The following is a 25,533-nucleotide window of genomic DNA, read 5'->3' as shown; positions in this document are numbered from 1 at the left end:
ATTTATTTAATTTACATATTGAGGTAAGTAAGATGGGACTAGATAGACACGGTACTAAGTTTTTACTATATGCTAAATCACAAGGAGTTGATTTCGATCATACAGCTACTATAGGTAGGCAGGGGTTACATTTAGATTCCTGTGAGCTTAAGAATAATTTCTCCTTGTTTGGTCAAGAAGTATTTGAAAAGTACTTACAGGAAATATTTCAAAAACATGGAGGATAGGCCGATGGTTTTTTTCTGCACATTGGTGCGAGTATTATTGATTCTTTTGATTACTCAGATTATGAAAATTGCACTTATGTTCATGACATGAATTTACCGCTACCAGATTGCTATAAAAATAAATATTCAGTTGTTTTATATGGCGGATCTTTAGAACATATATTTAATTTTTCTATTGCATTAAAAAACTGTATGGATATGGTTAATGTGGGTGGAAATTTCATGTCAATAACACCTTGTAATAATTTTCCAGGACATGGTTTTTATCAATTTAGTCCAGAAATTTTATTCAGATGTTTTTCTAAAAACAATGGCTTTCAAATAGAGAAAGTATTCATTGTAGAAGATGACTGGCACAAGAATAATGTCACTTGGTTTTCTGTTGTAGATCCAGATAAAGTAAGAAAACAGGCCGTTTTCAGAAATAATCAACCTACTTTTTTAATGGTTTTAGCTAAAAAAATTAGTTCAATTAATACCATTGATTCTGAAGTTCCTCAGCAGAGTTTTTATACCCTTACCTGGAGTGGTGATTTATCTTAATATAAAGCTAAAAATACAATTGAGGTTTCTAAAATGTTTCCACTAAAACGCTTAATATACCGACCTGCAAAATCTGTTTTAAGACAAGCGATATCTAACTTAGCAGCTTTGATACAACCAGCTTATGATTCCGAATCTTTTGAACCTTTTAATTTTTGATTTCAATAAATAAATTACCACTACCACCCTATCGTACTATAAAAAGCGATCATTAGATATGTTCAATTGGACTCAATATTCACTCGATCCCAATCAAGGTTATACACATCAAGAGTGGAAAAAATTTTACGATAATATATCTAAATTTGTATTTCAGTATAGAAATGATTTTCTATATTCTTACATCAGTCAGTTTGAAAATATTTTAGATATTGGTTTTGTTGAACATACACTTGACTATATTAACAAAGATACCTGGTTTCATGGAAAATTAAGAAAAAAAGCTGCTGGAAAAGAAGTATGGGGACTAGATTTAAATTCCGAATTAGTAGAAGAGTGTAAAGTTAAGTTCGGATTTGATAACCTTATCGCTGCAGATGCCTGTGGAAAACCAATCAAAGAAAATTATTTCGATATAATTTATGCAGGCCATGTAATTGAGCATGTTTCAGATTTAGGATTATTTTTTAAGTTCTGCCATGGTTCTTTAAAACCAGGTGGAAAGCTACTAATATCAACACCTAATCCCTTTGGCAAAAGCTTTAATCAATGGCGAACAAAGTATAAATTAGTGCCAGTCAATATGGAGCACGTTAACTGGATAACACCATCCTGTATCAATGAGCTTTGCAGAAGATATGATTTTGAATTTGAAAAATCAATCTATCCTAAGCCGCTAGGAAGTAAATTCAGAAGCCTAAGGAAGCTTTTATTCAGTCTATGGAAAGACTATCGTTTTCAAACGAGAGATCTTTATTATGATGAGTATACGTACATTTTAAAAAAGCTCTGATTTTATGTTTCGCATGGATATTTGTTAATTATATTGCTCTTGAATTATCTAACATAACTTGCTCAAAGCTAACTAATTTCATGAGGATTTTATACTATTCTCCTGCCAGCTATGGAGGACTAGCTGACTATGCCCATTACCAAGCTAATGCCCTTGTATCTGCTGGTGCAGAGGTAACGTTACTGACTACGCCCAACTATCCTGTAGGTAGGGGAGAAGCCTATGAGATTGTACCTATTTTGGATGATACCACGGCAAGTCCTGGGGTGCATAAACGAATGCCCAAGGTTCTTAAAGCAGGCTATCTTTCCTATAATCTGCTCACCAATATTGCTAGATTAACCCGTTTTATTGAAGAAAATCGGTTTTGTCACGTCTTAATGGGTTCTTACCTGGAATACCTTGCGCCCTTGTGGGCCCATCGCCTGAGGCAATTAGCCAATCGGGGAGTAATATTCGGTGCAGTAGTTCACGATCCCGTGCGAGATTTTGTCCTGGGGCCTCAATGGTGGCATCGTTGCTCTATTGCAGCAGGCTATTCGTTTCTGCGGGAGGCATTTGTTCATGAAGCAATTGATTTGGATACGGTTCGCCCTATGCCTCAATTGCGCACAACCGTAATTCCCCACGGTATTTATGAATTGCCCCCAGCAAATCAATCTAGGGAAAAAACATGCAACTCACTTGATCTACCTCCAGAGGCTAAGGTGATGTTGTCCTTTGGGCATATTCGTCCGAACAAAAACCTTGACCTGGTAATTGAGGCAATGGCTCGTGTCCCTGATGTATATTTAGTAGTTGCAGGAAAAGAACAGTCTTCTAGTCAACAACTTGCTCGTCGTTATCAAGAATTAGCTGAGGAATTAGGTGTAGCGGATCGCTGTCGCTGGCAGATTGGCTTTATTCCTGAAGGTAAAATACCTAATTTGTTTGACATGAGTGATTTAGTTTTATTGACTTATGATCAGACATTTCGCTCTGCTAGTGGTGTGTTAAGCTTGGCAACTCACCATCATAAACTTTGCTTGGCTTCTAGTGGAGAAGGACCTTTGAAAGAGGTAGTGCAAAAATATCAACTGGGGTTGTGGGTTGAACCTAATAGTGTAACAGCAATTGTCGAGGGCTTAAAGTCATGGCTGGAAACGCCAGTTAAACCTTGCTGGGAAGAGTATTTTCGGGACAATTCTTGGCAGGAAAATGCCCAGATTGTTCTTAGTGTTTTAAAAACTTAAACAAATCTGCCTATAAGTCCTAATCAGTGAATCCTAAAATTATTGCAGGTAGTTTGCTCAACTATCACTACAACCATTGGCTTAGTAACTGTCCCTCCCGTAAAATCCGCATTGCTTACCTCAAGGCATATTTAGCCAGGCTAGGAAAGGAAACATCGGTTCAAATGGGCTGTCGCTTTCTTAACGGGCGTAAAGTCTATTTAGGCGATCGCAACGTAATTAACTTTGGTTGTTTATTGGATGGTCGCCATTATCAAATTCACACTGGTAACGATGTTTCTATTGGTTCAGAGGCAACAATTTTAACCTTAGGACATAATCCCCAATCCCCTAGTTTTGCCGATCGAGGTGGAGATGTCATTATTGGCGATCGCGTTTGGATTGCCTATCGAGCTATTATTTTACCTTCAGTAAAAATAGGAGAAGGTGCGGTAATTGGTGCAGGGTCAGTAGTCACTAAAGATGTGGAACCCTAAACCGTTGTGGCAGGTAATCCCGCTAGATTTATCAAGAAGAGAAATCCAGAGTTAGACTATCACTTACATTACCACCCATGGATCCTGTAAAAAATACCAATTAGATAATAATTAAAATTGTGTTTAAACAATCTCATCAGTGGATCTGCTGTCAAATCGGAGCAAGAGAACATTACGCAATCCCCAGATCCCTACATCAGCAAGGTAATCTATCTCACCTAATCACAGACGCTTGGATTACCCCCCAATCTCCCCTCAACTATCTACCCAAAAACCTACTCACCAGTTTACGCGATCGCTTCCACCCAGATCTTGCTCAAGCATCCACTCACGCCTTTACCAATTCCTTGATTCAGCTAGAAATCCAGCAACGTCTGCAAAAAGTGCGTGGTTGGGAACAAATTATTGCCCGTAATCACTGGTTTCAACAAAACGCTGTCAACTATCTGGCAAAAATTGCTCCAAAATTTAATAAACCTCCCATCCTCTTTACTTACAGCTACGCAGCCTTAGATCTATTACAATTTGCCAAAGCTCAAGGGTGGCGCACTGTCCTCGGACAAATAGATCCAGGAATTGTCGAAGAAAAAATTGTTGCCCAAGCCCACCGCCAATATCCCCATTATCAATCAACCTGGCAACCAGCACCCCCAGACTATTGGACTAACTGGCAAAAAGAATGTCATTTGGCAGACCGGATTTTAGTTAACTCCACCTGGTCTAGCCAAGCCCTACAACAAGTTGGGGTACCCTCAGAGAAAATTGCCGTAATTCCCTTAGCTTACCAAGCACCTACCCAATCTCAAGGGTTTGTGCGCACCTATCCAGAACACTTTTCCCCTCAGCGTCCCCTCAGAGTGCTATTCCTCGGACAAGTTATCCTACGTAAAGGTATCTTTCCCCTGCTGGAAGCAGCTAGATTATTACAAAACGAACCCATTGAATTTCAGATTGTAGGATCCGTAGGGATTACCCTCACCCCAGCCCAACAAAACTTGCCAAATGTGCGCTGGATTGGTTCCGTTCCCCGCAGTGCCACCAGCCAGTATTATCAACAAGCAGATGTATTTCTCTTCCCTACCCTTTCCGATGGCTTTGGTTTAACTCAACTAGAAGCTCAAGCTTGGAAATTACCCCTGATAGTGTCCCGATATTGTGGAGAAGTGGTGAAAGATCAAGAGAATGGGTCGATCTTACCAGAGGTTTCAGGAGAAGCGATTTCTCAAACCTTGCAATGGTGTCTTAATCACCCCGAAAAATTGCAGCGCTTTTCCCACCATCAAATAAATCTCTCTCAATTTAGTTTGCCTCAACTCCAACAAAATCTGCAACATATAGGGTTTGTATCTGGGTTGTGAACATAGGATTGATGGCAAAAGGGAGCAGGGAGCAGGGAGCAGGGAGCAGTATGAAAGAGCTTGGAGGATTTTTTGGTGTTATGAGAAATCAGCAAGATTGTTCATAACCTATTTATATAGCGTTTATCATAGCTATGAGGTACACATTCTTTTTTCCCTCTTGCCTATTGCCTCTTGCCTATTGCCTATTGCCTATTGCCTATTGCCTATTGCCTATTGCCTATTGCCTCTTGCCTCTTGCCTATTGCCTCTTGCCTACTCCCTACTCCCTACTCCCTACTCCCTACTCCCTACTCCCGACTCCCTACTCCCGACTCCCTACTCCCGACTCCCTACTCCCTACTCCCTACTCCCTACTCCCTACTCCCTACTCCCTACTCCCTACTCCCTACTCCCTCCTCCCTACTCCCCACTCCCTACTCCCTACCCCTTGCTCCCTACTCCCTATTCCCTNTCTGAACGATTGTGGATTCTTCAGTTCTTGGGTGCTCCTTGCCGTAAATATTACCTCTTGGCTTGATTTCGTGCTCAAAGGGGGTAGGAAAATTATCTGCATGTGATCCCTACCTGCGGAAAGTGGGATACAAAGTTGATTGTTGGTATTTTATTAATATAATGCAGATGTCAATTACCTATTGATTGTATTAACCAAAACCAATCAATCCTTCCCCTGATCAACCCATAAGTTACCCATAAGTTACCCATAAGTTATATCCCTTCCCTGATTACGAGTTTGGTTGATGTAGTGATAGGTTGGATAGTATTCGCACCAGTCTGATGATGGTAAGATTTGAGCAAGGGGGGTGTTTGATCAATCGCGAAAATGCCAAGCACGCCAATAAAGGAAGTAAACAAGGGAGGCGGATTGTTTTAACCAATTAATATTACAAGTAAGTAATATGACAATTTCGGCACTTCGCTAAATTTAGTAACTGACTAATAATTATGACCTGTGACTATCTTGCTTGATAAATTCAAATTTATCAAGTTAACTGTCCTAAGGTGGTGGTATTAATTAGCAATTAAATAGCGATTAAGTAGGGATTAACTAAGTTATGATTACTTGAGGTGATTGGTGTAGGTTATTGGTTGAGTGGGAGCATATAATCGTGAAAGCTGTTGGGTGGCATAGTAACTGGTTGTGGAAAATTTTTTCTCTAGTTGGAGAAATTTATTTAGGTATAGCAATACTATATCCTGTCCATGTTGCTAAGGCTGATTCTATTATACCAGCCGCAGATGGAACGGTCACTAGTATTACAATTGATGGTAATGATTTGACGGTTGACGGCGGTACATTTTCCGGAGATGGATCAAATTTATTCCATAGTTTTGAAAAACTTGGTCTGAATGCAGAACAGACAGTTACGTTTCTGTCTAATCCCCAAATTCGTAATATTTTCGCTCGGGTGATTGGAGGTGAAGCGTCAATTGTTGACGGGTTAATTCGGGTTGTTGGCGGTAACTCAAATTTAGTTTTAATGAATCCAGCGGGATGGGTGTTTGGTGCTAATGCTCGGTTGAATGTCCCAGGTGATTTGACCGTAACAACAGCGAATCGGATTGGGTTTGGTGAAGACAATTGGTTCACTAGCTTTGGGTCAAATGACTATCAAACTTTAATCGGTAATCCGAAGACTTTGGCCTTTGACTCGAATCAACCAGGGAGTATTATTAATGCTGGTAAGCTGGAAGTACTAGAGGGGAATAATTTAACCGTAATCGGCGGTAGTGTGATTACTACTGGAAACGTAAGTGCTCCCAACGGAACGGTTACTCTGGCTGCTGTAGATGGTGCTAATTTAGTTAGGATTAGCCAACCAGGACACCTATTAAGTATAGAAATTGAATTACCAACGGATGCTGATGGGGAGCAGCTACCATTTACACCTCAGGATTTACCAACCTTGTTGACCGCGGGAGTTGAAGGGTTACAGACACCGATTGTGGTGAAGCCAGATGGGAAAGTAGAGCTTGCGGATTCTGGTTTACCAATAGAAAGGGGTGATGTGGTGGCTCGGGAGGTAAACGCTGAGACTGCTACACTCTCAGCTGCTAATAATCTGACTTTAGTCGAAAGCCAGCTATTTACTACTGGGGATTTGAATCTGTTGGCTGGCAATACAGTGCGATCGCATGATACTCTAGCGCGCCCCTTTATTGCTGAAGCCCTCGGCAATTTATCCATCCAGGGGAATCAAGCCATCGAGATTTCAACCTTCAATAATCAGGCTAGCGGTTTCTTCTCTGGTGGAAACATGGTACTGCGTTCCGCTAATCCCATACAAGGAAGTACTCGCTATCAAACAGGGGCTAGTTTTCGGATCGAGCAATTAGATGGTAGTCCAGGGAATTGGATTAGTCCTGATGATTCCATCATTCTAGCAAATGGTGATGTCAGTCTAGGCAACTACCAAGGCGCTTCCTTACATATTTTAGCAGGGGGTAGTGTTACCTTAGGCGAGATTGCGATTAATCCTAGTGATGACCCTAATCCTAAGATTAGTCCCACCAACTCCGATCCTTTTCTGGCTAATCTCGCTAATGTCACTGTCTCTGACCAAAGCAATTTGGTGATTGATGGTGCTAATCAGCCCACCTTAGATATTAGAGCTGGGATTGATTGGACACAACTAGGAGGAATTCCAGGAAACACCTCAGGTAATCTTGTTCCTGATTTTAGTAATACTGTTATCAGTAATTTCACCAGTGCAGATATCAAAGTTAGCGATATTACCGTAGCTCGGGATGGATTGGTCAGGTTAACCAATCAGTATCTGCCTAATACTGCATTAACCACTGGTGCAATTCAAGTTGACACCATTAAGACCGGTGGTTTAAGTAATAGTAATGATAATCCTAATTCCCCACAAATCCTGATTGACTCTCGCAGCACTATCGAAGTCACTAAGAATAATCGCTTGGATACTTCCAGCAATAATACTGGTAGCGGAGGGGATATTACCCTGATTGCTGATGGCAATAGTAAATTACCTACAAATCAACCTACTATTCAAATTCCTAGCATCGATTCATTGGGTGGGGAGAGTGCTGGTAATGTTACTTTAATTACCAGAGGTGGTGATACCTTCATCAATAGTGGGGGTAGCGGTATCAATGCTGATTCCGCATCGGGCAATGGGGGAGCGATCGCAATCACAGCTACTAACGGTAACATTACTATCAAAAATCCCATCAACAGCCCCAGCACTCTAGTTATTGATACCGATGGTCAAGTCAGTCTCGGCAATCCCGACCAACCCTTACAAGTCAGTAAAATTAAAGATGTTTTGATTACCGCTGGCGGGATTGAAGTGATTTCCCAGTTGATGGCTGAAAGCATCACTATCCAACCAAAAGACCCTAATACTACTTTGGGCATAGGGAAAGATGCTGGTGGCACCTTCCAAATCACCACAGCGAATTTGCTCAATAATCTCGCTCTAGGCACTTCCGGTACCTTAACCATTGGCAATCCTGAATTTACCGGTGATGTAAGAATCCGCAACTTTGACCTGAGTCAGGCCAATCTCAATGTTATTGTCAGAGGCGGGGATATTCACTTTCTCAGCACTGACACCAATCCTGCTGTCCAACTCGCTAATAATCAGACAGCTCAATTTATCTCTGCTGGTACCATCTTTGATAATCTGGGGACTGAAGTAACCATTGATGGGGAACAAGGGGCAGTTTTATTCGATGCTGAAAATGGATTTAGCTACGCCGATGCTAATGGTATAGATGTTCAAGTCAAAAATATTGCTGCTATTACCCGCAACAGTGGCGATATTATCCTTAACCTCCAACACCCCAATGCTGTGATTACTACCGTGGCTGGTGTGAATGGGATTAGCGCTGCTAATAATGGCAACATTAGTCTCGGACAAGATATACCTGGTGCTATCACTATTGATCAACCCATCCGTGCTCAGGGCTCAGGCAATATCTCAATTGGGGAATTCAACACTAATCAAATCAATCTCAATAGCAGTGTGACATCTGGCAGTGGTAACATTAGTTTCCTCAAACCCCTTAATCTTGGTAATACTAGTGCTAATATTAGCGCTATCATCAGCAGCACTAGCGGTAACATCACTTTTGATGGCACTGTTGACGGTAATCAAGACCTGAGTGTTAATGCTGGCACTGGCACCATTGAGTTGAATCAGGCAGTGGGCAGCACTATTCCCCTAGGAGATATTACCCTAACTGCTGATGAAATTAACCTTAACGGTACAGTCCAAGGGAATGCCACCATTACGTTAGAACCATTCAGCGCTGATCAAGCGATCGCAATTGGTGGCAGTGATACCGGCAATTCATCAACCTTAGCACTAACTTCCCAAGAAATCAACCTCCTGCAAGATGGCTTTACTGCTATCACTATCGGTAATCCTAACAGTAGCGCTAACATCACCATTGCTGAAACTGGGGTCACTTTCCAAGACCCAGTAACCATTCAAGCCCCAGCCGGGTCAGGTGCCATCATTGGCAATGGCACAATTCAAGGCATAGACAATGCTTCCATTACTCTAGAGGCCAATCAAAGCATTGCAGTTGGGAACATTATCACCAATGGCTCCGATATTAAGCTTACCGCTAGCAATGGAGAGGTATTCACCGACAACCTAAACACTTTTGGTATTAGTGGGGGTGATCTGGTTATCAATGCCTTTACTACCATCAAGACTGGCGTAATTAATACTAGCGGTAGTTTTGGGGATGGCGGAAATGTGCTAATCGACCCGATTGGGGATGTGGAAGTCAGGGCGATTAATGCTCAAGGGGGAGAAAACGGTAGTGGTGGTAATGTTGATATTACCGCTGGTCGATTTTTCCGAGCTACCGATACTTTTAGCGATCGCAATCAGAGCACAGCTAGTATTTCCACTAGCGGCGGAGTGGCAGGAGGGTCGGTCATCATCCGACATAATGGCGGAGCTAGTTCCATACCCTTTACCGTAGGGGATGCTACCCTCAATGGTACTGCTGGAGCCATTACCACTGGCATCGACAATGCTATTTTGCCAACGCAACGGTTTCTGGAGTCCTATACTCAGGGGAATTTTACCAGTCAGATTCAACTGATTACTCAGCTAATTACTCAGTCATCTCCTAATACTAGTAATAATACTAGTAATACTGAAGTAACCAATAGTGAGCCAGATTTACCTGAGTTACCACAGGAAATACTCCCAACAGTGATGATAGAAGAAACTGAAGCATTGTCCAAAGAAATGCTAGTCTATCAACTAGAGGATTATTTTACCAGTCAAGTCACCGGTCAAGCCACCAGTCAAGCCACCGAAGCCACCGGTCAAGGGGAGTCATCTGTTCCTGAAATTAAAACAGCAAAAGACATTCAAACAGAACTCAAGGAAATTGAACAAGTTACCGATGCTAGACCGGCACTGATCTATGTCTTTTTTCGGAATTATGGAAATTTACCAGGACGAGACGTTGTCTTGAAAACCGAATTCCTCAACATCAATCCCAATGTAATTGTAGAGCCAAAGCCTAATGCTCCGTTGGAACTGGTATTGGTAACTAGCCAAGGCAACATGATCTACAAACGGATTGCTAATACCAGCCGGGAGCAAGTGTTAGCCTTAGCTGAATCATTCCGGGATAGTGTAGCATCTCCCAGAGCAGGGGTGTTTCGACCAGAAGACTTAGCTAAATCTCAACAACTCTATCAATTACTGATTAAACCCCTCCAGAAGACATTAGATGAACAAAACATCAATAACTTGGTGTTTGTGATGGATAAAAGCTTGCAGTCTCTCCCCTTAGCAGCACTCCATGATGGCAAAAGCTTTATTGTGGAAAAATACAGTGTTGGTTTAGTCCCTAGTTTGAGCTTGACCGATACCCACTATACCGATGTCAGAAATGCGCCAGTGCTGGCGATGGGTACAGCAAAATTTGACCAGCATCGAGACTTACCCTATGTGCCCAAACTAATCCAGCATCTTGTGGATACTTGGTCAGCTAAAGCCCTAGAAAACGACAACTTTACCGTGGCTAATCTTCAGGATGAAATTAATCATAAATCTTTTAATATCCTTCATTTAGGAACCCATGGTAAATTTCGGTCTAATGCTAGTGATTCCTACATTCAGTTCGGAAAAAAACGGTTAGGATTAGGAAAATTTGAGACCCTGGGATTAGAGCAACCACCGGTAAATTTATTGGTTTTAAGTGCTTGTGATACCGCCCTTGGCAATGAACAGTATGAATTAGGATTTGCTGGATTTGCCTATCAAGCCAAAGTGCAATCGGTTTTAGCTAGTTTGTTAGCCGTGCCTCAAAATGGAACGTTTAAACTCCTGAAGTCATTTTATGACCATTTAAATATAGTTCCTAGAAAAGCAGAAGCCTTAAGACTAGCTCAAGTCGAGATGCTTAAGGATAACAGTAATAAGAAACTATCCCATCCTTACTATTGGGCATGGTTTACTATTGTGGGGAATCCTTGGTAGTTTTAGAAGGGAGTAGGGAGTAGGGAGTAGGGAGTAGGGAGTAGGGAGTAGGGAATCGGGAATCGGGAATCGGGAGTAGGGAGTGGAGAATAGTTGAAGAAGCGATCGCGCCCCGCGTGACCATTCGCGTAGCGTGGCCTTTTGGCCAAGGTCAATCGCATTTATCCTCCCTATCTCCCTATCTCCCTATCTCCCCATCTCCCTATCTCCCCATCTCCCCATCTCCCCACACTCCCCCAAATCAGACCTAAAGCTTCTTCTTCACAGCTGACGTAGCAGTTAAGGCACCTACAGCTAATAGACCTAATACAGTTGTTGGTTCAGGAACGGTAGCCGAGGCTCCGTCATAAAACACGGTAATGTCAAAGGTCACATTTTGATCAGCTTCTCGAAAAGCAAGAACTGCCTCACCAGGAGCAACACTTCCTGAGGTTAGCAACAGTTTTTTCATATCCTTAGAGAAGATGAGTTCGCTGAAAATATCAGAAATACTTTCCTTACTCCAGGCTGCATCTTCTTCGGCAGGAATTGTGTAGAGGATACTGGTTAAGGTCTTGTCGATGTTATTTTCAATTACTACTCTACGCCCAACATCTGTGGTAATGGAATCCCCAGTTTCACAAAAAGGAAGACAAAGTTGGGCAGTAGGTTCCTCACCAACGGGGGGCTTAACAACTACATTTTTAACTAGTGTAATTGCCTGGGCTGCACTAGACATTGCCACAGTCATCAATGCTGCTGATGCTGTAGTCATAGCTAATTTTTGAGCCATCCCTTTGGTGACAGCTAATGATGATGATAATTCAGCCATCTAAATCCCTGATTAATTTTCCTATGTCATACTACCAAACAATCTGGACATTTTTTATAAATTTTTGATAAACTTATCATGAAGCTTATCTTCAAGATTGTGAAGGCTTTTAATAATTGAGCTTGTAGGAATTCAGCTCAGAAGCGAACGCACCCCGCGTGACCATTCGCGTAGCGTGGCCCAAAGGCCAAGGTCAATCCCATTAATCTCGCCCCGACTCCCGACTCCCGACTCCCGATTCCCTACTCTCTACTCCCTACTCCCTACTTATGGATACAAACGCCGCTGAATTACAAGAAAAAATTCGCCAACAATTTGATTTTGGCCCCTATCCCAGAATTCCCATCGACCGCTCCCCAAAAAAGCAGCTAAGCTTACTTTATTTCCATAATTTAATTACTCCCTATTATTTAAGAAATCACCAAGTCATTAATCCAGACCAGAAAGTTATATTAGATGCTGGCTGTGGCACGGTATACGGCACATTAACCTTAGCAGAAGCTAATCCCGGAGCCAAAATTATTGGGATTGATATCTCGGATCAGTCTCTGGATTTAGCCCGTAAACGCTTAAGCCATTATGGATTTGAAGAGGCAGAATTTCATCAGCTTTCTATTTATGACTTACCTAGCAATGGTTGGGAATTTGATTATATTAATTGCGACGAGCTACTGTATTTATTTCCTGATCCAGCCGTTGCCATGAAAGCCATGAAAGCGGTTTTGAAGCCTGAGGGAATTATTCGCAGCAATCTACACAGTAAGCATCAACGTCACCTGTATTTTAGAGCCCAAGAAGTCTTCCATCTGATGGGATTATTTGATGACAATCCTGAAGATATGGAAATTGAAATTGCTTTAGATACGATGAAAGCGTTAAAAAATAATGTTGATCTAAAAGCTCAAACCTGGAATCATAAATATGAGGGAGAAGACGGAAAAGAGAGAGTTTTAATGAACTATCTTTTCCAAGGGGATAAAGGCTACACTATTCCTGATTTATTCGCTGGCTTAAGAGAGGCTAATCTAGAATTTATCAGTATGGTTCATTGGCGACAATGGGATTTAATGAGTCTATTCAAAGAACCAGATAATTTGCCAGTGTTTTTAGCGATGAGCTTGCCAGATATTTCTGTGGAAGACCGACTGCATTTGTTTGAGCTATTACATCCTGTTCATCGGCTCCTGGATTTCTGGTGTGGACACCCGGACCAAGGCCAATCCTTTACCCCAATTTCCGAGTGGACAATGTCCGATTGGCAGAAGGCTAAAGTACATCTCCATCCTCAGCTGAATATACTAGACGTTAAACAAGACATGCTCAAAGCTATTACTGAATTACAGCCTTTTGAAATCAGTAGGTATCTGCCAGTGAGTGGAGTTCAATCTCTGGTAGACAGTGCCGTTGCCTCTTGTCTATTACCCCTATTCGATTCCCCTCAGTCGATGCCATCTTTAGTAGAACGATGGCAGAGATTGCGCCCAGTGGATCCGGTAACACTGGAGTCCATATCTGATCAGAAGGCGTTTGATACGGTGAAAGAGGCATTGATGGGATTGGAGAATTATGGATACGTATTGGTTGAAGGTTAGTTTGTTGAAGGTTGAAGGTTGGTAGGTTGAAGGTTGTAGGTTGAAGGTTGGCAGGTTGGTAGGTTGGTAGGTTGAAGGTTAGTTGGTTGAAGGTTGTCAAGTTGCCTATTGCCTCTTGCCTCTTGCCTCTTGCCTCTTGCCTATTGCCTATTCCCGATTCCCGATTCCCGATTCCCGATTCCCGATTCCCGATTCCCGATTCCCGACTCCCGATTCCCTATTCCCTACTCCCTACTCCCTACTCCCTACTCCAAAAGTCCCGCATCAATACCTAGTGCCTCAAGTTGTTCCGGACTAAGAGCCTTCAATTGGGCTACCAACTGTTGCCGCTTTTGTTGCTCCTGCTGGACTTGAGCCTCAGCGTAGGCTGCTCGCTCTTTGCCAGTCAATAGTAGATTTCCCTCTCGATCCCACCATCGCAACCAAGGTTGTTCCGCTAGACCGAGATACGTGCCTCGCCACACTCCTACTTCTACATTCATTCGATTAATGGGATAGTGGTTACGCTCGTTGGGACTCAGGCGCTCGTAGGTGCCATCTTCCCAGTGGTACACTTCCAACTCCCCGGTATTGATCATAAATATACCGTAATAGGGAATGCGAATAATTTTCTCGTATACCCAGAATTTACCTGGTTTTTGAACCTTGCCATCTACTGCTTGCAACGGTGTTTGATCCCGTTCTTCGGTTCCTGTACCCGATGCAAACTCTAGGGCAATCAAAGGTGTTATATATTCCCGCCACAGTACATAAGAGCGTCTAATCTGGCCATCCAGTCGGGGCGGCACGTCAGGCACATAAAACCAATCCGGGGCTTCTGCACCTTTTTCGGGGGGGTTAGTCTCCCGCCAGTAAATCCCACAATCTTGACCGATGGCATAGCGATTGTCTGGGTGAAGCTCTTGCAAGACTGGCTCTATGGAGTCAGTCAGAAGAATGCTTTGGGGATGTTTCTGAAAGTTGTTGACAAAAGTTCCATCAGATTCTGGCAATTGGGTATGGTCTGGAAAAGGGCGCAGTTGTTCGTCAATGGTGGTGTTGGACTGAACCATAGCTCGAAGGTGTTGAGAGAGGATCCCCCCTAACCCCCCTTAACAAGGGGGCTAGCTGCTGTTGGTTATTTTCTACAAAAACATTGCAATATCTACAAAGATGAGTTAGACTTTAAGCATAGATTTAATTCCATTAAAGATACTTTGTAACTTAAATTAAAGCCGATAACCAAGGTTTTGGTAGTTACGTTAATTGTCCAGAGTGGAGTTTCATTTATGCGCTAAGCCGGGCGTAGTCTGGGTTTAGCCTTGGGAGATACCCCCTGGCTGCTTTGGCAGCTTGCATTAGTGAGCCAAGCTCTTCGTTTTGTAGATTTTGGTAGCTAAAAAGTATCGGGAACCATCGCTCCTCTTGATCATCTCTAGCTTCCCCCTTCCGCGCGGGGGACGGGAGGGGGATCCCCACAACTGAAGGTTAGCAGGTTGACGGCTTAATTATAGCGCTATCTTTCATCAACCTGGTTTATTTGAGATTTGCGATCGTGAAGCGTAACCAAAGGTTAGTGGACAGTAGGCAAAAGTATCACAAAGGTTGCCAAAGCCTCAAGTAATTTGCTATACTTTAACTATAATATTAGTGCCACGACCTTGTCTTAATTAAAATTTCCCGAAAACCAAGGGTTTTGTAGTGACATTGGATCTGGTTCTAGAAATTTAATGGCGCACGAGGAATATTTCTTTGTGCTTTGGGAGATACCCCCTGGCTGAGGAATCAGCTTGCATTGGCGGGCTAAAGTTTATATTGGTAGACTTTGGTAGCTAAAAAGTATCGGTCAATCGGATTAATCTAGCTTGTAGGGTGGGCAAAAACACTTTGGTGCTCTGGAGAAATCTAGATCATCGAAATTTTGCCCACCATTACCGTTTGATGTCAGATATGCGTTCGCGTTCGCGCAGCGGAGGCCGTAGGCCAAAGCGTGGCCTTTTGGCCAAGGTCAATCCCATTCATCTTTTCGTGGGCAGCAGTGGTGGGCAGTGCTTACTTTAACTATGGCTTGCTGATATTATATTGCTGATGCACTGCCCACCCTACATCTACTCCTACATCTACTCCCGATTCCCCACACCCCACACCCCACACCCCACACCCGACTCCCGATTCCCGACTCCCGACTCCCGACTCCCCACACCTCAAAAAATTTTTTCCCCTAGATGATATGAAAATTGAAACAAGTGGGTAAGTTAAGTCTAGAAGAAAACAATTCATAAGCATTCAGCTATCAGCGGTCAGCGATTAGCGCTACGCGCACGCTACGCGAACAGCTTTCAGCTTATGGGTGATCACAGGCTGGAAGCCTGTGCCACATTACTTGACTTTTGAATAAAATAAGCTGACCACTGACCACTGACCACTGACCGCTGAATACTTACAATAAATCAGCATCCCGCACCTCCAGAAAGACTTATGAAAACTGATCTAAAAGTTAAACTACTTCAGCACCTGACCCAGAAAAAGCAAGACGAAGGTTTTACCCTAATTGAACTACTGGTTGTAATCATCATTATTGGAATTCTATCCGCCATTGCTCTGCCTTCTTTCTTGAACCAAGCTAATAAAGCCAAGCAGTCAGAAGCTAAAACTTATGTCGGTTCCATGAATCGCGCTCAGCAAGCCTACTACTTGGAAAATGATAAATTTGTAACTGTGGAGACTGATTTTGGTGAGTTAGGTCTTGGCGTTGCCACACAGACTAAGAACTATATTTACGGAGTACAAGACGGAGGTACCACCAAAGCAAGCGTCTCTAACTATGGAGACCCAGCTACAGATGACGGGAACGTTGATACTGAATCTTCCCTTAAGGCATATCAGGGCGTTACAGCCTTAGGTCAGATAGAAGAGACCAGTGAGGCAACCACGTTGGCTGTATTGTGTGAAACTAAAAAAGCTGTGGCAATTACGGGTATAAGTGCTAAGGGTGTAGGGGTTACGATTACCAATGATCAGCCCCAATGCAAGGACAAAGATAACTGGAGGAATTTATCAGGTGGTAACTGATAATACTTAGGGTAAAGCCTTGCTGACTAAAGTTTGAATCACCTAAAATAAGATATTTAGTGATAGTGGGTAGAACCGTCTACCCACTTTTTTTATGGAAATACTTTAAGTTTATGGAAATACTTTAAGTAAGTGGACAATTACGCTCATCACGTTTTGAATGGTATTAGAAAATGGGGTGATATCTTTAATTTAAATACCACAAAAGTATGACTAACTGGCAGCAACAAGCGGAGCACTATCTAATTCAGGGAAACTACAGTAAAGCCGCAAGTTTATACGAACAGGCTATTGAAGCGGAACCCGATGTCATCAGCTACTACTGGCATTTAGGCTTACTGTTCCTCTTGCAGGGTCAAGAAACAGAAGCCCAAACCACTTGGCTGCTGGTGATGGCGGAGGCGGAGTCAGAGCAAGTGGAGACTTGGACTGAGGAACTGCTCCAGGTGTTGCAAACCGAAGCTGAGCGCAGGCAGGGGTTAGGGGATTATGCGGTAGCCTGGGCAATCCGCCAGCATATGCGGGAAATTAGCCCCACGGATCTGACTAATCTCTTGGAAATTATTGCCCTCAGCATCAAGCTAGAAACCTTTAGCGGTGATGACTTGACGGAGTTGGGGGTGATTGAACTGCTACAAACCCAGCCAACGGTAGAATGCAATCACCAGTTATTAAAAGAGGTTTTAGAGCAGATACTAGAAGCCGAACCATTGCATCCAGCCTCCCTAGCATTCACCGAAGCTTGCTTAGCTTACCTGCCTAATCCTGAGTTTTGGTTTTGGCCGTTGCTGTCAGCCTGTATGAAAATTGGTCATACTTTAAAGCAACCGACCATTGCTGCTAGTTTTCTGGAACGTTATCGCTCCTTAAATCTTCAGAATCCTCATAATATAGAAATATTAAGACATCTCGCTACCTTTTATCAAGATGCTCGTAATTATGACCAGGGCATAGAAACCGCTAAGTTGTGCTATTCCTTATCGGAATCCTTACCAGACAAAATCTCCGGAATTAACTTGGTACTGCGGGGGATAATGAATGCGGGGGGCTATTGGCAGGAGGTTTCTGCGGCTTGCCAGACCCTAGAATCACTGCTGGTTTCCTTAATTAAGCAACAACCAGCCAACTTGTCTGATGTTGAGACTCTGCGTCTGCTTACCCCATTCTTTTCTCTGGCTCATTTTCAGGACGAGCCTAGCCATTTCAGACCAATTTTGAATCAAATCGCTGAGGTGTTTCAGAGGAATATTCGGGGTTATGCCCAGGAAAGAGCGGAGTGGTATGGATCCCCCCTAACCCCCCTTAATAAGGGGGGAATTCAGCAGGGAGGAAAAACTACTAGACCCTTAAAAGTTGGATACCTGTGTCATTGTTTAAGACGGCATTCCGTGGGGTGGCTAGCTCGTTGGCTGTTTGAGCATCATGACCGCGATCGCTTTCAACTTTATGGCTATTTCGTAGACTATAAGCTAGTAAACGATCACCTCCAAGAGTGGTATGTCAATCAAGTAGACCATCCTCGCAAATTAGGGATTCATGTTCTAGAGGTGGCTGAGCAGGTTTATCAGGATCAACTGGATATTTTAATCGACCTGGATAGCATCACCCTGGATATCAGCTGTGCAGTGATGGCTCTGAAACTGGCACCAGTACAAGTCACTTGGCTAGGGTGGGATGCTTCAGGATTACCTGCCATTGATTACGTGATTGCTGACCCCTACGTATTACCGGATTCCGCTCAGGAGTACTATTCCGAGAAAATCTGGCGCTTACCCCAAACCTATATTGCTGTGGATGGGTTTGAAGTGGGTGTACCTAGCTTACGTCGGGACCACCTGGATATTCCCAACGATGCCACCATTTATCTCAGTAGTCAGAAGGGATACAAGCGCAATCCCGATACCACAAGGCTGCAAATGAAAATTATCAAAGCGGTCCCCAATAGCTACTTTTTGATTAAAGGTAAATCTGACCAAGACTCGATCAAACGGTTCTTTAACCAGATTGCGGAAGAAGAAGGGGTAGAGTGCGATCGCCTCAGGTTTCTACCATTAGTGCCTACGGAAGCGGTTCATCGTGCCAACTTAGGCATTGCGGATGTGGTACTAGATACCTATCCCTACAATGGAGCCACCACTACCCTGGAAACCCTCTGGATGGGTATTCCCCTAGTCACCCGAGTGGGAGAACAGTTTGTTGCTCGCAACAGTTACACCATGATGATGAATGCGGGAATAACGGAAGGCATTGCTTGGACAGATGATGAGTATATCGAGTGGGGGATTCGCTTAGGTAAAGACCCTGCTCTGAGACAACAAATTTCCTGGAAACTGCGACAATCTCGACAAACTGCCCCCTTGTGGAATGGTAAGGAATTTACTCGGGAAATGGAAAAGGCTTATTTGGAAATGTTAGGGAGATAGGGAGTAGGGAGTAGGGAGTAGGGAGTAGGGAGTAGGGAGTAGGGAATCGGGAATCGGGAATCGGGGAGATAGACCCTTTGGGGTATAAATCTGCTGTATCAAAATCAAGCCCTTGATCATCTCACCAAGAGAACGAGTCTTCTGTTTACCTTTCACCCGTGATCTGTCTCCATTGTTCCTGAAACTTTGAAGTAGGATTATTTTCCTTTATTTGTTCAACAAGTCGATCCGTTTCAATGGTGTGACGGTCAATTTCTTCCTGATACTCAAAATAGTATGCCATTGCCCCATGAACCTGGGCTAAGGACAGATCATACTTGTGAGCAATTTCTTCTAAAGATTCTTTCATCTCCAAATACATTTCAGCAATAGCAGCAACAGGCATTCTTGTCCCAGCGATGCGGGGTTTACCATAACAATAGTCAGGATCTATGGCAATATATTCGGTAGTTATTTGTTGGATAGACATTTGTCTGATTTTGATTAAAAGATAACCGTATTAATTATAAGCAAAAGGCAATAGGCATGCTAGCAAAAGGCAATAGGCATGCTAGCAATAGGCATGCTAGCAAAACTGATCTGACTCCCATCTCCCCATCTCCCCATCTCCCCATCTCCCCATCTCCCCATCTCCCCATCTCCCCACCTCCCCACCTCCCCATCTCCCCATCTCCCCATCTCCCCACACCCCATACCCCACACCCTACTCCCTAAAGAATTTGTTACAAAAATTTTCAAAATATGTTCTAATATAGCGTTTTTTATGTTATACTATAAAAGTGGATGAAAAACGTCCATGGGAAGAGCCAGCCTACTGACAGTCCAAAATCTCTAGGCTGGCTCTAGATCGCCCCATAAAAGGAGACAACCCAATTATGACTTACTATCACCGCCTACACCCGTGGGCCATCGTTCGCCTGTTACCAAAGATGCAGCGAGTTGTTGTTGGTCGCTTTCGCAATCGTTCTGATGCGGAAGGGCATTTAAAGGCTCTGAAACGATTAATGCCTGATGCTGAATTCATCATTGTTTTTGATCTAGGCGATCTTCCTAGGGAGGAAATGTAGAATGTAGAATTAAGAATGGAGAATTAAGAATTAAGAATGTAGAATTAAGAATTGAGAATTAAGAATGTAGAATTAAGAATTGAGAATTAAGAGGTTGTCTGAGAAGTCTCATTTGCTACATCTAAGCCCCCGTTGGTCCCCCAATTTTGGGGGCTTTTACCAGCAAATTGATTCTTTTTCCCCCCAGAATTGGGGGGCTAGGGGGGCAAAATTCAGTATCAAAAAACTTTTCAGATCTCCTCTAAGAACGCAGAAGGCAGAAGGGAGAAGGCAGAAGGCAGAATTTCCAATTCACCATTCATTCTTCATTCTTCATTCTCCATTCTACTTGGTGGTGCGTTACGGGGCGGGCTATTCCAATACTGGCCCTCGAAGTTAAAAATGAGGGCAAGCCCGCCCCTAACGCACCCTACATTCTTCATTCTTCATTCTCCATTCTAAATTCTTCATTCTAAATTCTAAATTCTCAAAGGAAAGCACTATGCTATTAAAAGATAAAAAACGCTACTACACAGCAGACGAGTATTTAGAACTAGAAGAAGCTGCTGATTATAAAAGTGAATATCGGGATGGAGAAATTTTACCGATGGCTGGAGGCACTACAAATCATAATAAAATTGCTCTGAATTTTGCAGCTCACTTGAAGTTTGCCTTAAAAGGACAAGCATACGATATCTATATCGGTGATGTACGATTGTGGATACCTGATTATAGCCAGTATACCTATCCTGATACTATGGTAATTCAGGGGAAACCCATCTATACCGGCAAAGGTAAGACGACTGTCATGAATCCCTTGCTAATTGTTGAAGTATTATCCAAATCTACTAGAAACTATGACCAAGGAGAGAAGTTTCTCTACTATCGCTCAATTCCCCAATTTAAGGAATATATATTGATAGATCAGGCCAGATATCATGTGATTCAACATACCAAAACCAGTGAAGGACAATGGTTACTTACTGAGCAAACTTCAGAAGCAGCAATTCTGGAATTAAGTACTATCGACTTTAAACTTAACTTTAGTGATATTTACGAAGGGGTTAATTTTGAAGAGGATGATGAAACTTGTCAAGTTTAAGGTTAAAAAGTTGAAAGTTGAAAGTTGAAGGTTTAAGGGTTTAACTTTTTCTGTTCCCTATTCCCTGTTCCCTGTTCCCTGTTCCCGATTCCCGATTCCCGATTCCCGATTCCCGATTCCCTAAAAAGCGTTATCGTAGTTTTGGTTAAGGCAAAAGAAGCTTCTCTGACTGGTATGTATCTCACCCATTTCGGCGCAAACAGCTGGCTACTGGAACTCCCAGAGCAACGAATTCTGATTGACCCCTGGTTAGTGGGTTCATTGGTCTTTGGCAACCAACCTTGGTTCTTTAAAGGGGACAAACCGGAAGCACTTAACAGCATTCCCGATAAAATTGACCTAATTTTGCTCTCCCAAGGCTTAGAGGACCACGCCCATACGCCAACCTTGGAAAAATTAGACAAAACTATTCCAGTGGTTGCCTCTACTAGTGCAACAAAGGTAGTCAAACAGCTAGGTTATACCCAGGTAACCACCCTTACTGCTGGTGAAAGTGTTCCGTTAGGAGATCACATAGAAATCCGAGCCTTGCCAGGAGCACCCATTGGTCCATTCCAGCAGGAAAATGCCTATCTGATCAAGCAGTTGGATAGTGGTAAAAGTCTTTACTACGAACCTCATGGCTATCCCCCTGCTGAAGTCAAGGATTATGCCCCAGTTGATATCGTGATTAGCCCAGCCGTGACCTTAGAATTACCGTTACTAGGGCCAGTCATTCAAGGCCATAAAACAGCACTGCAGTTGGCGCAATGGTTACAACCCCAAGTCTTTCTGCCCACAGCAGCCGATGAAATTGTAGAGTATCAAGGGGTTTTGGCTTCTGTGCTGCGGGAAGTGGGGAGTCTCGAAGAATTGCGATCGCAACTCCTCCAGCAGAACCTGCCTACCAAAGTCATCACTCCCAAAGTAGGGGTTTCGTTGGAGTTATAGGAAGGGAATCGGGAATCGGGAATCGGGAATCGGGAGAAGAGAAGGGGGAGTGTGGGAAGTGTGGGAAGTGTGGGAAGTGTGGGAAGAGGAATGTGAAAACGCTACAGTATCATAGTGTCCCACATCAACAGCTAGGAGATCCAAAATGCTGGAGTTGTATCAATTTGAATTGTCCCAATACTCAGAGAAAGTACGACTGATTCTGGATTACAAAGAGCTGGACTATCGGAAAATTGAGGTAACCCCAGGAGTAGGACAGTTAGAACTATTCCAACTGTCTGGTCAAAGTAAGGTACCAGTGCTAAAAGATGGGGATACCGTGATTAGCGATTCCACTGCGATCGCAATGTATTTGGATCGCAAATATCCCGACAAACCCATCATCCCCAGCGATCCCAAAGAACGAGGACTCTGCTTACTGATCGAAGAATGGGCAGATGAATCCATTGGTACCAAGAGCCGGAAAGTGGTCTATGGCGCATTGAGTCAAAATCCCGACTTCCGCAAATCGGTCTTACCGAACCAAACCCCGGATGTGCTCAAAACAGTAGTTGGTTCCGTACCCTCGGAATTTTTAGATATTCTAGGGTTTGGTGTCGGTTGTGGCACTGATGCCGTCAAGGAAGCCAAAGATGGTCTCAAGCAAGACCTAGAAGCCTTGAGTCTATTGCTCCTGGATAGTCCTTATCTAGTCAGCAACTCCCCTTGCTTAGCAGATTTTGCCGTAGCCGGTTTAAGTCTGCTCCTGAAATTCCCCGATGGGAATTATCTCGATATCCCCCAGCAATATAAAGGTCAAGGGATTCCTGGCTTTGCCGATAGTAACCTCTATGAAACCTTTTTTGCTTGGCGCGATCGCATTTATGCTGATTATCGCAAACCTTTAGTTTCCGATAGTCCCAGTGATTCTCAACCCACATCAATTGAGATTGATTAATCAGATTTACCGTCAGCGGTCAGCCGTCAGCGGTTAGCAGTCAGCGGTCAGCCGTCAGTGGTCAGTGGTCAGTTTGACCCGATGGTGCGTTACGGGGCGGACTAGCTTGCTAGCTTGCCTATTGCCTAGAAAAGTGGTGCGTTACGGGGCTACTGGCGCTGGACCTTGAATATGATGGCAATCCCACCCCTAACGCACCCTACTCCCTACTCCCTACTCCCTACTCCCTACTCCCTACTCCCTACTCCCTACTCCCTACTCCCTACTCCCTACTCCCTACTCCCTACTCCCTATAACCCAAATGATTTAGCATTGCAATAGTCCTGGCAATTGTGGTAATGGATTTAAGTCAACCTTTAGGTTCAGTTATTCAAGGCTCTCTGTCTGCTGGATTGGAAGTGCGATTACACCCCGATGTCTCCGTAGAAGATATGCGAGTGGGGAAATTTCTGGTGGTTCAGGGAATGCGATCGCGTTTCTTCTGTATGCTCACCGATGTCTCTTTGGGAACCTCCAGTCAGCGGATTCTGGTTAATCCTCCTAATCCCAATGATGACTTTCTACGGGATGTACTCGCAGGTAGTGGCACCTACGGTACGATTAATTTAACCCCGATGCTAATGTTTACGCCACAAAAATCCCAGTCACAACCGCCAGTGGAACTAAATGGAAAAAGTCCCTTAGGCTCCTTTCAAGCTCAAAGTAGCGAAGAGATGGAATTGTTACCAGTAAAAACAATTCCCAGCCATTTTTCTCAAGTATACGATGCCAGTGAACGGGATTTTCGGGCAGTCTTTGGCTCAGAAGATGACCCCCATCGCCGGAATTTTTCCATTGGTCAACCCCTTGACATGGAAGTCCCCATATGCATTGACTTAGATCGGTTTGTAGAACGCAGTAACGGGGTTTTTGGTAAATCTGGCACCGGTAAATCCTTTCTAACTCGGCTACTGCTATCTGGGATTATCCGTAGGCAAGCAGCAGTAAATTTAATTTTTGATATGCACTCGGAATATGGCTGGGAAGCCGTATCGGAAGGGAAACAATTTAGTACAGTCAAAGGATTGCGCCAGCTTTTTCCATCCCAGGTACAAGTTTATACCCTCGACCCAGAATCCACCAGACGACGAGGGATTCGGGATGCCCAAGAGCTTTATCTGAGTTATGACCAGATTGAAGTAGAAGATATCAACCTAGTCCGAGGAGAGTTAAATCTTTCTGAAGCTAGTCTAGAAAATGCCATTATTTTACGCAATGAATTTGGCAAATCCTGGATTGTGCAACTGCTATCCATGACCAATGAAGAAATCCAGGAATTTTGCGAAGTCAAACGAGGCAACAAGTCCTCAATTATGGCATTACAGCGCAAATTAAGCCGATTGGATGAATTAAAATATATCCGTAGTGCTTGTCCCCATAATTATGTCAAGCGAATTTTAGAATCTCTCGATGCTGGGAAGCATGTTGTCGTAGAATTCGGTTCCCAATCCAACATGCTTTCCTATATGTTAGCTACTAATTTAATTACCCGTCGTATTCATAGCAGTTATGTCAGAAAAGCCGAGATATTTTTGCAGTCAAAAAATGCCAGCGATCGCCCCCGTCCCCTAGTGATTACCATTGAAGAAGCCCACCGTTTCCTAGATCCAGCCACAGTAAGGCAAACAATTTTTGGGATTATTGCCCGTGAAATGCGCAAGTATTTTGTAACCTTGTTAGTCGTAGACCAGCGTCCTTCTGGAATTGATAACGAAGTCATGTCTCAAATTGGAACTCGGATTACCTGTTTGCTAAATGATGATAAAGATATTGAAGCAATTTTTACTGGGGTGTCTGGTGGCCAAAGTTTGCGTTCGGTATTAGCCAAGCTCGATTCTAAGCAACAAGCCTTGATTTTAGGACATGCCGTACCAATGCCAGTCGTAGTCAAGACTCGTGCTTACGATCAACAATTTTATCAGGAAATTGGGGAGCTAGATTGGCAACAAAAGTCCGATCAAGAGGTATTTTTAGCCGCCCAATTAGCTAGGGAAGATATAGGGTTTTGAGATCAGCCGTCAGTGGTCAGCGGTCAGCGGTCAGCTATCAGTGGTCAGTGGTCAGTGGTCAGTGGTCAGCCGTTGGCCTTTGGCACCTCAACTAGCGTGGCACCTCAACTAGCGTGGCACAGGCTTCTAGCCTGTGTGACCCATAAGCTGTTCGGTGTAGCGTGGGCGTAGCCCATAAGCTGATAGCTAATATAGCAATCCGTGTAGGAATTGCTGAGAATTTTGTTCCCTACTCCCTACTCCCTACTCCCTACTCCCTGTTCCCAGATCCGCTGTTCCCTGTTCCCTTTGCTATAGCTGATAGCTGATAGACGAACTTTTCT

The 25,533-nt window shown here is 43.5% G+C and carries 25 protein-coding genes and 1 pseudogene; 19 read left to right on the top strand and 7 right to left on the bottom strand.

The genetic code is table 11. The features are described 5' to 3' along the window. The first annotated feature begins 32 nt into the window (after positions 1-32). From F6K51_RS02245 to F6K51_RS02215, 7 genes and pseudogenes are all read left to right on the top strand, one after another. Positions 33-227: a hypothetical protein gene (locus F6K51_RS02245; protein ID WP_293017705.1), complete on the top strand. Its 195-nt coding sequence runs from the start codon at positions 33-35 to the stop codon at positions 225-227. Positions 228-314: 87 nt separating this feature from the next. Then, complete coding sequence (locus F6K51_RS02240) at positions 315-770, top strand: hypothetical protein (RefSeq protein ID WP_293017704.1); 456 nt, start codon at positions 315-317, stop codon at positions 768-770. 217 nt (positions 771-987) lie between these two features. Continuing rightward, entirely contained in the window at positions 988-1,722 is a 735-nt protein-coding gene (locus tag F6K51_RS02235; RefSeq protein ID WP_293017702.1) for a class I SAM-dependent methyltransferase, read from the top strand. 80 nt (positions 1,723-1,802) lie between these two features. Beyond that, a complete protein-coding gene (locus tag F6K51_RS02230; RefSeq protein ID WP_293017700.1) occupies positions 1,803-2,954 on the top strand; it encodes a glycosyltransferase in 1,152 nt (383 codons plus the stop codon). A 344-nt stretch (positions 2,955-3,298) separates the two neighbouring features. After that, positions 3,299-3,427, top strand: a pseudogene (locus F6K51_RS02225) (DapH/DapD/GlmU-related protein); the annotation flags it as partial. A gap of 122 nt (positions 3,428-3,549) precedes the next feature. Next, on the top strand, positions 3,550-4,788 hold the full coding sequence (locus F6K51_RS02220) for a glycosyltransferase family 4 protein (RefSeq protein ID WP_293017698.1): 1,239 nt from the start codon (positions 3,550-3,552) through the stop codon (positions 4,786-4,788). Between the two features lie 1,109 nt (positions 4,789-5,897). Beyond that, entirely contained in the window at positions 5,898-11,270 is a 5,373-nt protein-coding gene (locus F6K51_RS02215) for a CHAT domain-containing protein (protein ID WP_293017696.1), read from the top strand. A 2-nt stretch (positions 11,271-11,272) separates the two neighbouring features. Here the strand turns inward: F6K51_RS02215 and F6K51_RS02210 are convergent, their stop codons facing one another. Beyond that, entirely contained in the window at positions 11,273-11,431 is a 159-nt protein-coding gene (locus F6K51_RS02210) for a hypothetical protein (RefSeq protein ID WP_293017694.1), read from the bottom strand. A gap of 86 nt (positions 11,432-11,517) precedes the next feature. After that, the gene (locus F6K51_RS02205; RefSeq protein ID WP_293017692.1) at positions 11,518-12,081 is read right to left on the bottom strand and encodes a PEP-CTERM sorting domain-containing protein; all 564 of its coding nucleotides are present in this window, start codon (positions 12,079-12,081) and stop codon (positions 11,518-11,520) included. Between the two features lie 269 nt (positions 12,082-12,350). Here F6K51_RS02205 and F6K51_RS02200 point away from each other — a divergent pair, with 269 nt between their 5' ends. After that, complete coding sequence (locus F6K51_RS02200; RefSeq protein ID WP_293017690.1) at positions 12,351-13,673, top strand: class I SAM-dependent methyltransferase; 1,323 nt, start codon at positions 12,351-12,353, stop codon at positions 13,671-13,673. A gap of 86 nt (positions 13,674-13,759) precedes the next feature. Next, on the top strand, positions 13,760-13,948 hold the full coding sequence (locus tag F6K51_RS02195; RefSeq protein ID WP_293017689.1) for a hypothetical protein: 189 nt from the start codon (positions 13,760-13,762) through the stop codon (positions 13,946-13,948). On the opposite strand, the gene F6K51_RS02190 is transcribed toward F6K51_RS02195, so the two are convergent. Then, positions 13,919-14,725, bottom strand: coding sequence for a Uma2 family endonuclease (locus F6K51_RS02190; RefSeq protein ID WP_293017688.1), 807 nt, complete (start codon positions 14,723-14,725; stop codon positions 13,919-13,921). The genes F6K51_RS02195 and F6K51_RS02190 overlap by 30 nt on opposite strands. A gap of 1,015 nt (positions 14,726-15,740) precedes the next feature. Here F6K51_RS02190 and F6K51_RS02185 point away from each other — a divergent pair. The 3 genes from F6K51_RS02185 (at position 15,741) to F6K51_RS02175 (ending at position 19,147) form a co-directional block, all read left to right on the top strand. Next, a complete protein-coding gene (locus tag F6K51_RS02185) occupies positions 15,741-15,881 on the top strand; it encodes a hypothetical protein (RefSeq protein WP_293017686.1) in 141 nt (46 codons plus the stop codon). 249 nt (positions 15,882-16,130) lie between these two features. Beyond that, entirely contained in the window at positions 16,131-16,724 is a 594-nt protein-coding gene (locus F6K51_RS02180; protein ID WP_293017684.1) for a type IV pilin-like G/H family protein, read from the top strand. A 209-nt stretch (positions 16,725-16,933) separates the two neighbouring features. After that, on the top strand, positions 16,934-19,147 hold the full coding sequence (locus F6K51_RS02175) for an O-linked N-acetylglucosamine transferase, SPINDLY family protein (protein ID WP_293017682.1): 2,214 nt from the start codon (positions 16,934-16,936) through the stop codon (positions 19,145-19,147). Here F6K51_RS02175 and F6K51_RS02170 read toward each other — a convergent pair. Genes F6K51_RS02170 through F6K51_RS02160 form a run of 3 tightly spaced genes read right to left on the bottom strand, consistent with a single transcriptional unit; the run spans position 19,136 to position 19,785 of the window. Beyond that, complete coding sequence (locus F6K51_RS02170; RefSeq protein ID WP_293017680.1) at positions 19,136-19,303, bottom strand: hypothetical protein; 168 nt, start codon at positions 19,301-19,303, stop codon at positions 19,136-19,138. The two genes, F6K51_RS02175 and F6K51_RS02170, sit on opposite strands and share 12 nt — an antisense overlap. After that, complete coding sequence (locus tag F6K51_RS02165; protein ID WP_293017678.1) at positions 19,293-19,616, bottom strand: DUF433 domain-containing protein; 324 nt, start codon at positions 19,614-19,616, stop codon at positions 19,293-19,295. The genes F6K51_RS02170 and F6K51_RS02165 overlap by 11 nt, the downstream gene beginning before the upstream one ends. A 34-nt stretch (positions 19,617-19,650) precedes the next feature. After that, positions 19,651-19,785, bottom strand: a complete 135-nt coding sequence (locus tag F6K51_RS02160; protein WP_293017677.1) for a hypothetical protein — start codon at positions 19,783-19,785, stop codon at positions 19,651-19,653. Between the two features lie 237 nt (positions 19,786-20,022). Here F6K51_RS02160 and F6K51_RS02155 point away from each other — a divergent pair, with 237 nt between their 5' ends. From F6K51_RS02155 to F6K51_RS02145, 3 genes are all read left to right on the top strand, one after another. Next, positions 20,023-20,214 carry a hypothetical protein gene (locus F6K51_RS02155; protein ID WP_293017675.1) on the top strand — a complete coding sequence of 64 codons (192 nt, stop codon included), beginning with the start codon at positions 20,023-20,025 and terminating at the stop codon, positions 20,212-20,214. Between the two features lie 481 nt (positions 20,215-20,695). Next, entirely contained in the window at positions 20,696-21,295 is a 600-nt protein-coding gene (locus F6K51_RS02150) for a Uma2 family endonuclease (protein ID WP_075906794.1), read from the top strand. A 174-nt stretch (positions 21,296-21,469) separates the two neighbouring features. Continuing rightward, positions 21,470-22,225 carry an MBL fold metallo-hydrolase gene (locus F6K51_RS02145; protein ID WP_075906796.1) on the top strand — a complete coding sequence of 252 codons (756 nt, stop codon included), beginning with the start codon at positions 21,470-21,472 and terminating at the stop codon, positions 22,223-22,225. Here the strand turns inward: F6K51_RS02145 and F6K51_RS02140 are convergent. After that, entirely contained in the window at positions 22,220-22,369 is a 150-nt protein-coding gene (locus F6K51_RS02140) for a hypothetical protein (RefSeq protein ID WP_293017671.1), read from the bottom strand. The two genes, F6K51_RS02145 and F6K51_RS02140, sit on opposite strands and share 6 nt — an antisense overlap. Position 22,370: 1 nt before the next feature. On the opposite strand from F6K51_RS02140, the gene F6K51_RS02135 reads away from it, so the two are divergent. The 4 genes from F6K51_RS02135 to F6K51_RS02120 all read left to right on the top strand — a co-directional run bounded on the left by F6K51_RS02135 (position 22,371) and on the right by F6K51_RS02120 (position 25,518). Then, positions 22,371-23,162, top strand: coding sequence for a glutathione S-transferase family protein (locus F6K51_RS02135; RefSeq protein WP_075901234.1), 792 nt, complete (start codon positions 22,371-22,373; stop codon positions 23,160-23,162). 171 nt (positions 23,163-23,333) lie between these two features. Continuing rightward, positions 23,334-23,483: a hypothetical protein gene (locus tag F6K51_RS02130; protein ID WP_293017666.1), complete on the top strand. Its 150-nt coding sequence runs from the start codon at positions 23,334-23,336 to the stop codon at positions 23,481-23,483. A gap of 17 nt (positions 23,484-23,500) precedes the next feature. Beyond that, the gene (locus F6K51_RS02125; RefSeq protein ID WP_293017664.1) at positions 23,501-25,210 is read left to right on the top strand and encodes an ATP-binding protein; all 1,710 of its coding nucleotides are present in this window, start codon (positions 23,501-23,503) and stop codon (positions 25,208-25,210) included. A 161-nt stretch (positions 25,211-25,371) separates the two neighbouring features. Continuing rightward, on the top strand, positions 25,372-25,518 hold the full coding sequence (locus F6K51_RS02120; protein ID WP_293017662.1) for a hypothetical protein: 147 nt from the start codon (positions 25,372-25,374) through the stop codon (positions 25,516-25,518). Positions 25,519-25,533: the final 15 nt, after the last annotated feature.

The organism is Moorena sp. SIO3I8 (assembly GCF_010692325.1).
In the GTDB taxonomy this organism is placed as follows: domain Bacteria; phylum Cyanobacteriota; class Cyanobacteriia; order Cyanobacteriales; family Coleofasciculaceae; genus Moorena.
The sequence above is the reverse complement of the archived record's forward strand: the minus strand, read 5'-3'. Positions and strand labels throughout refer to the sequence as shown.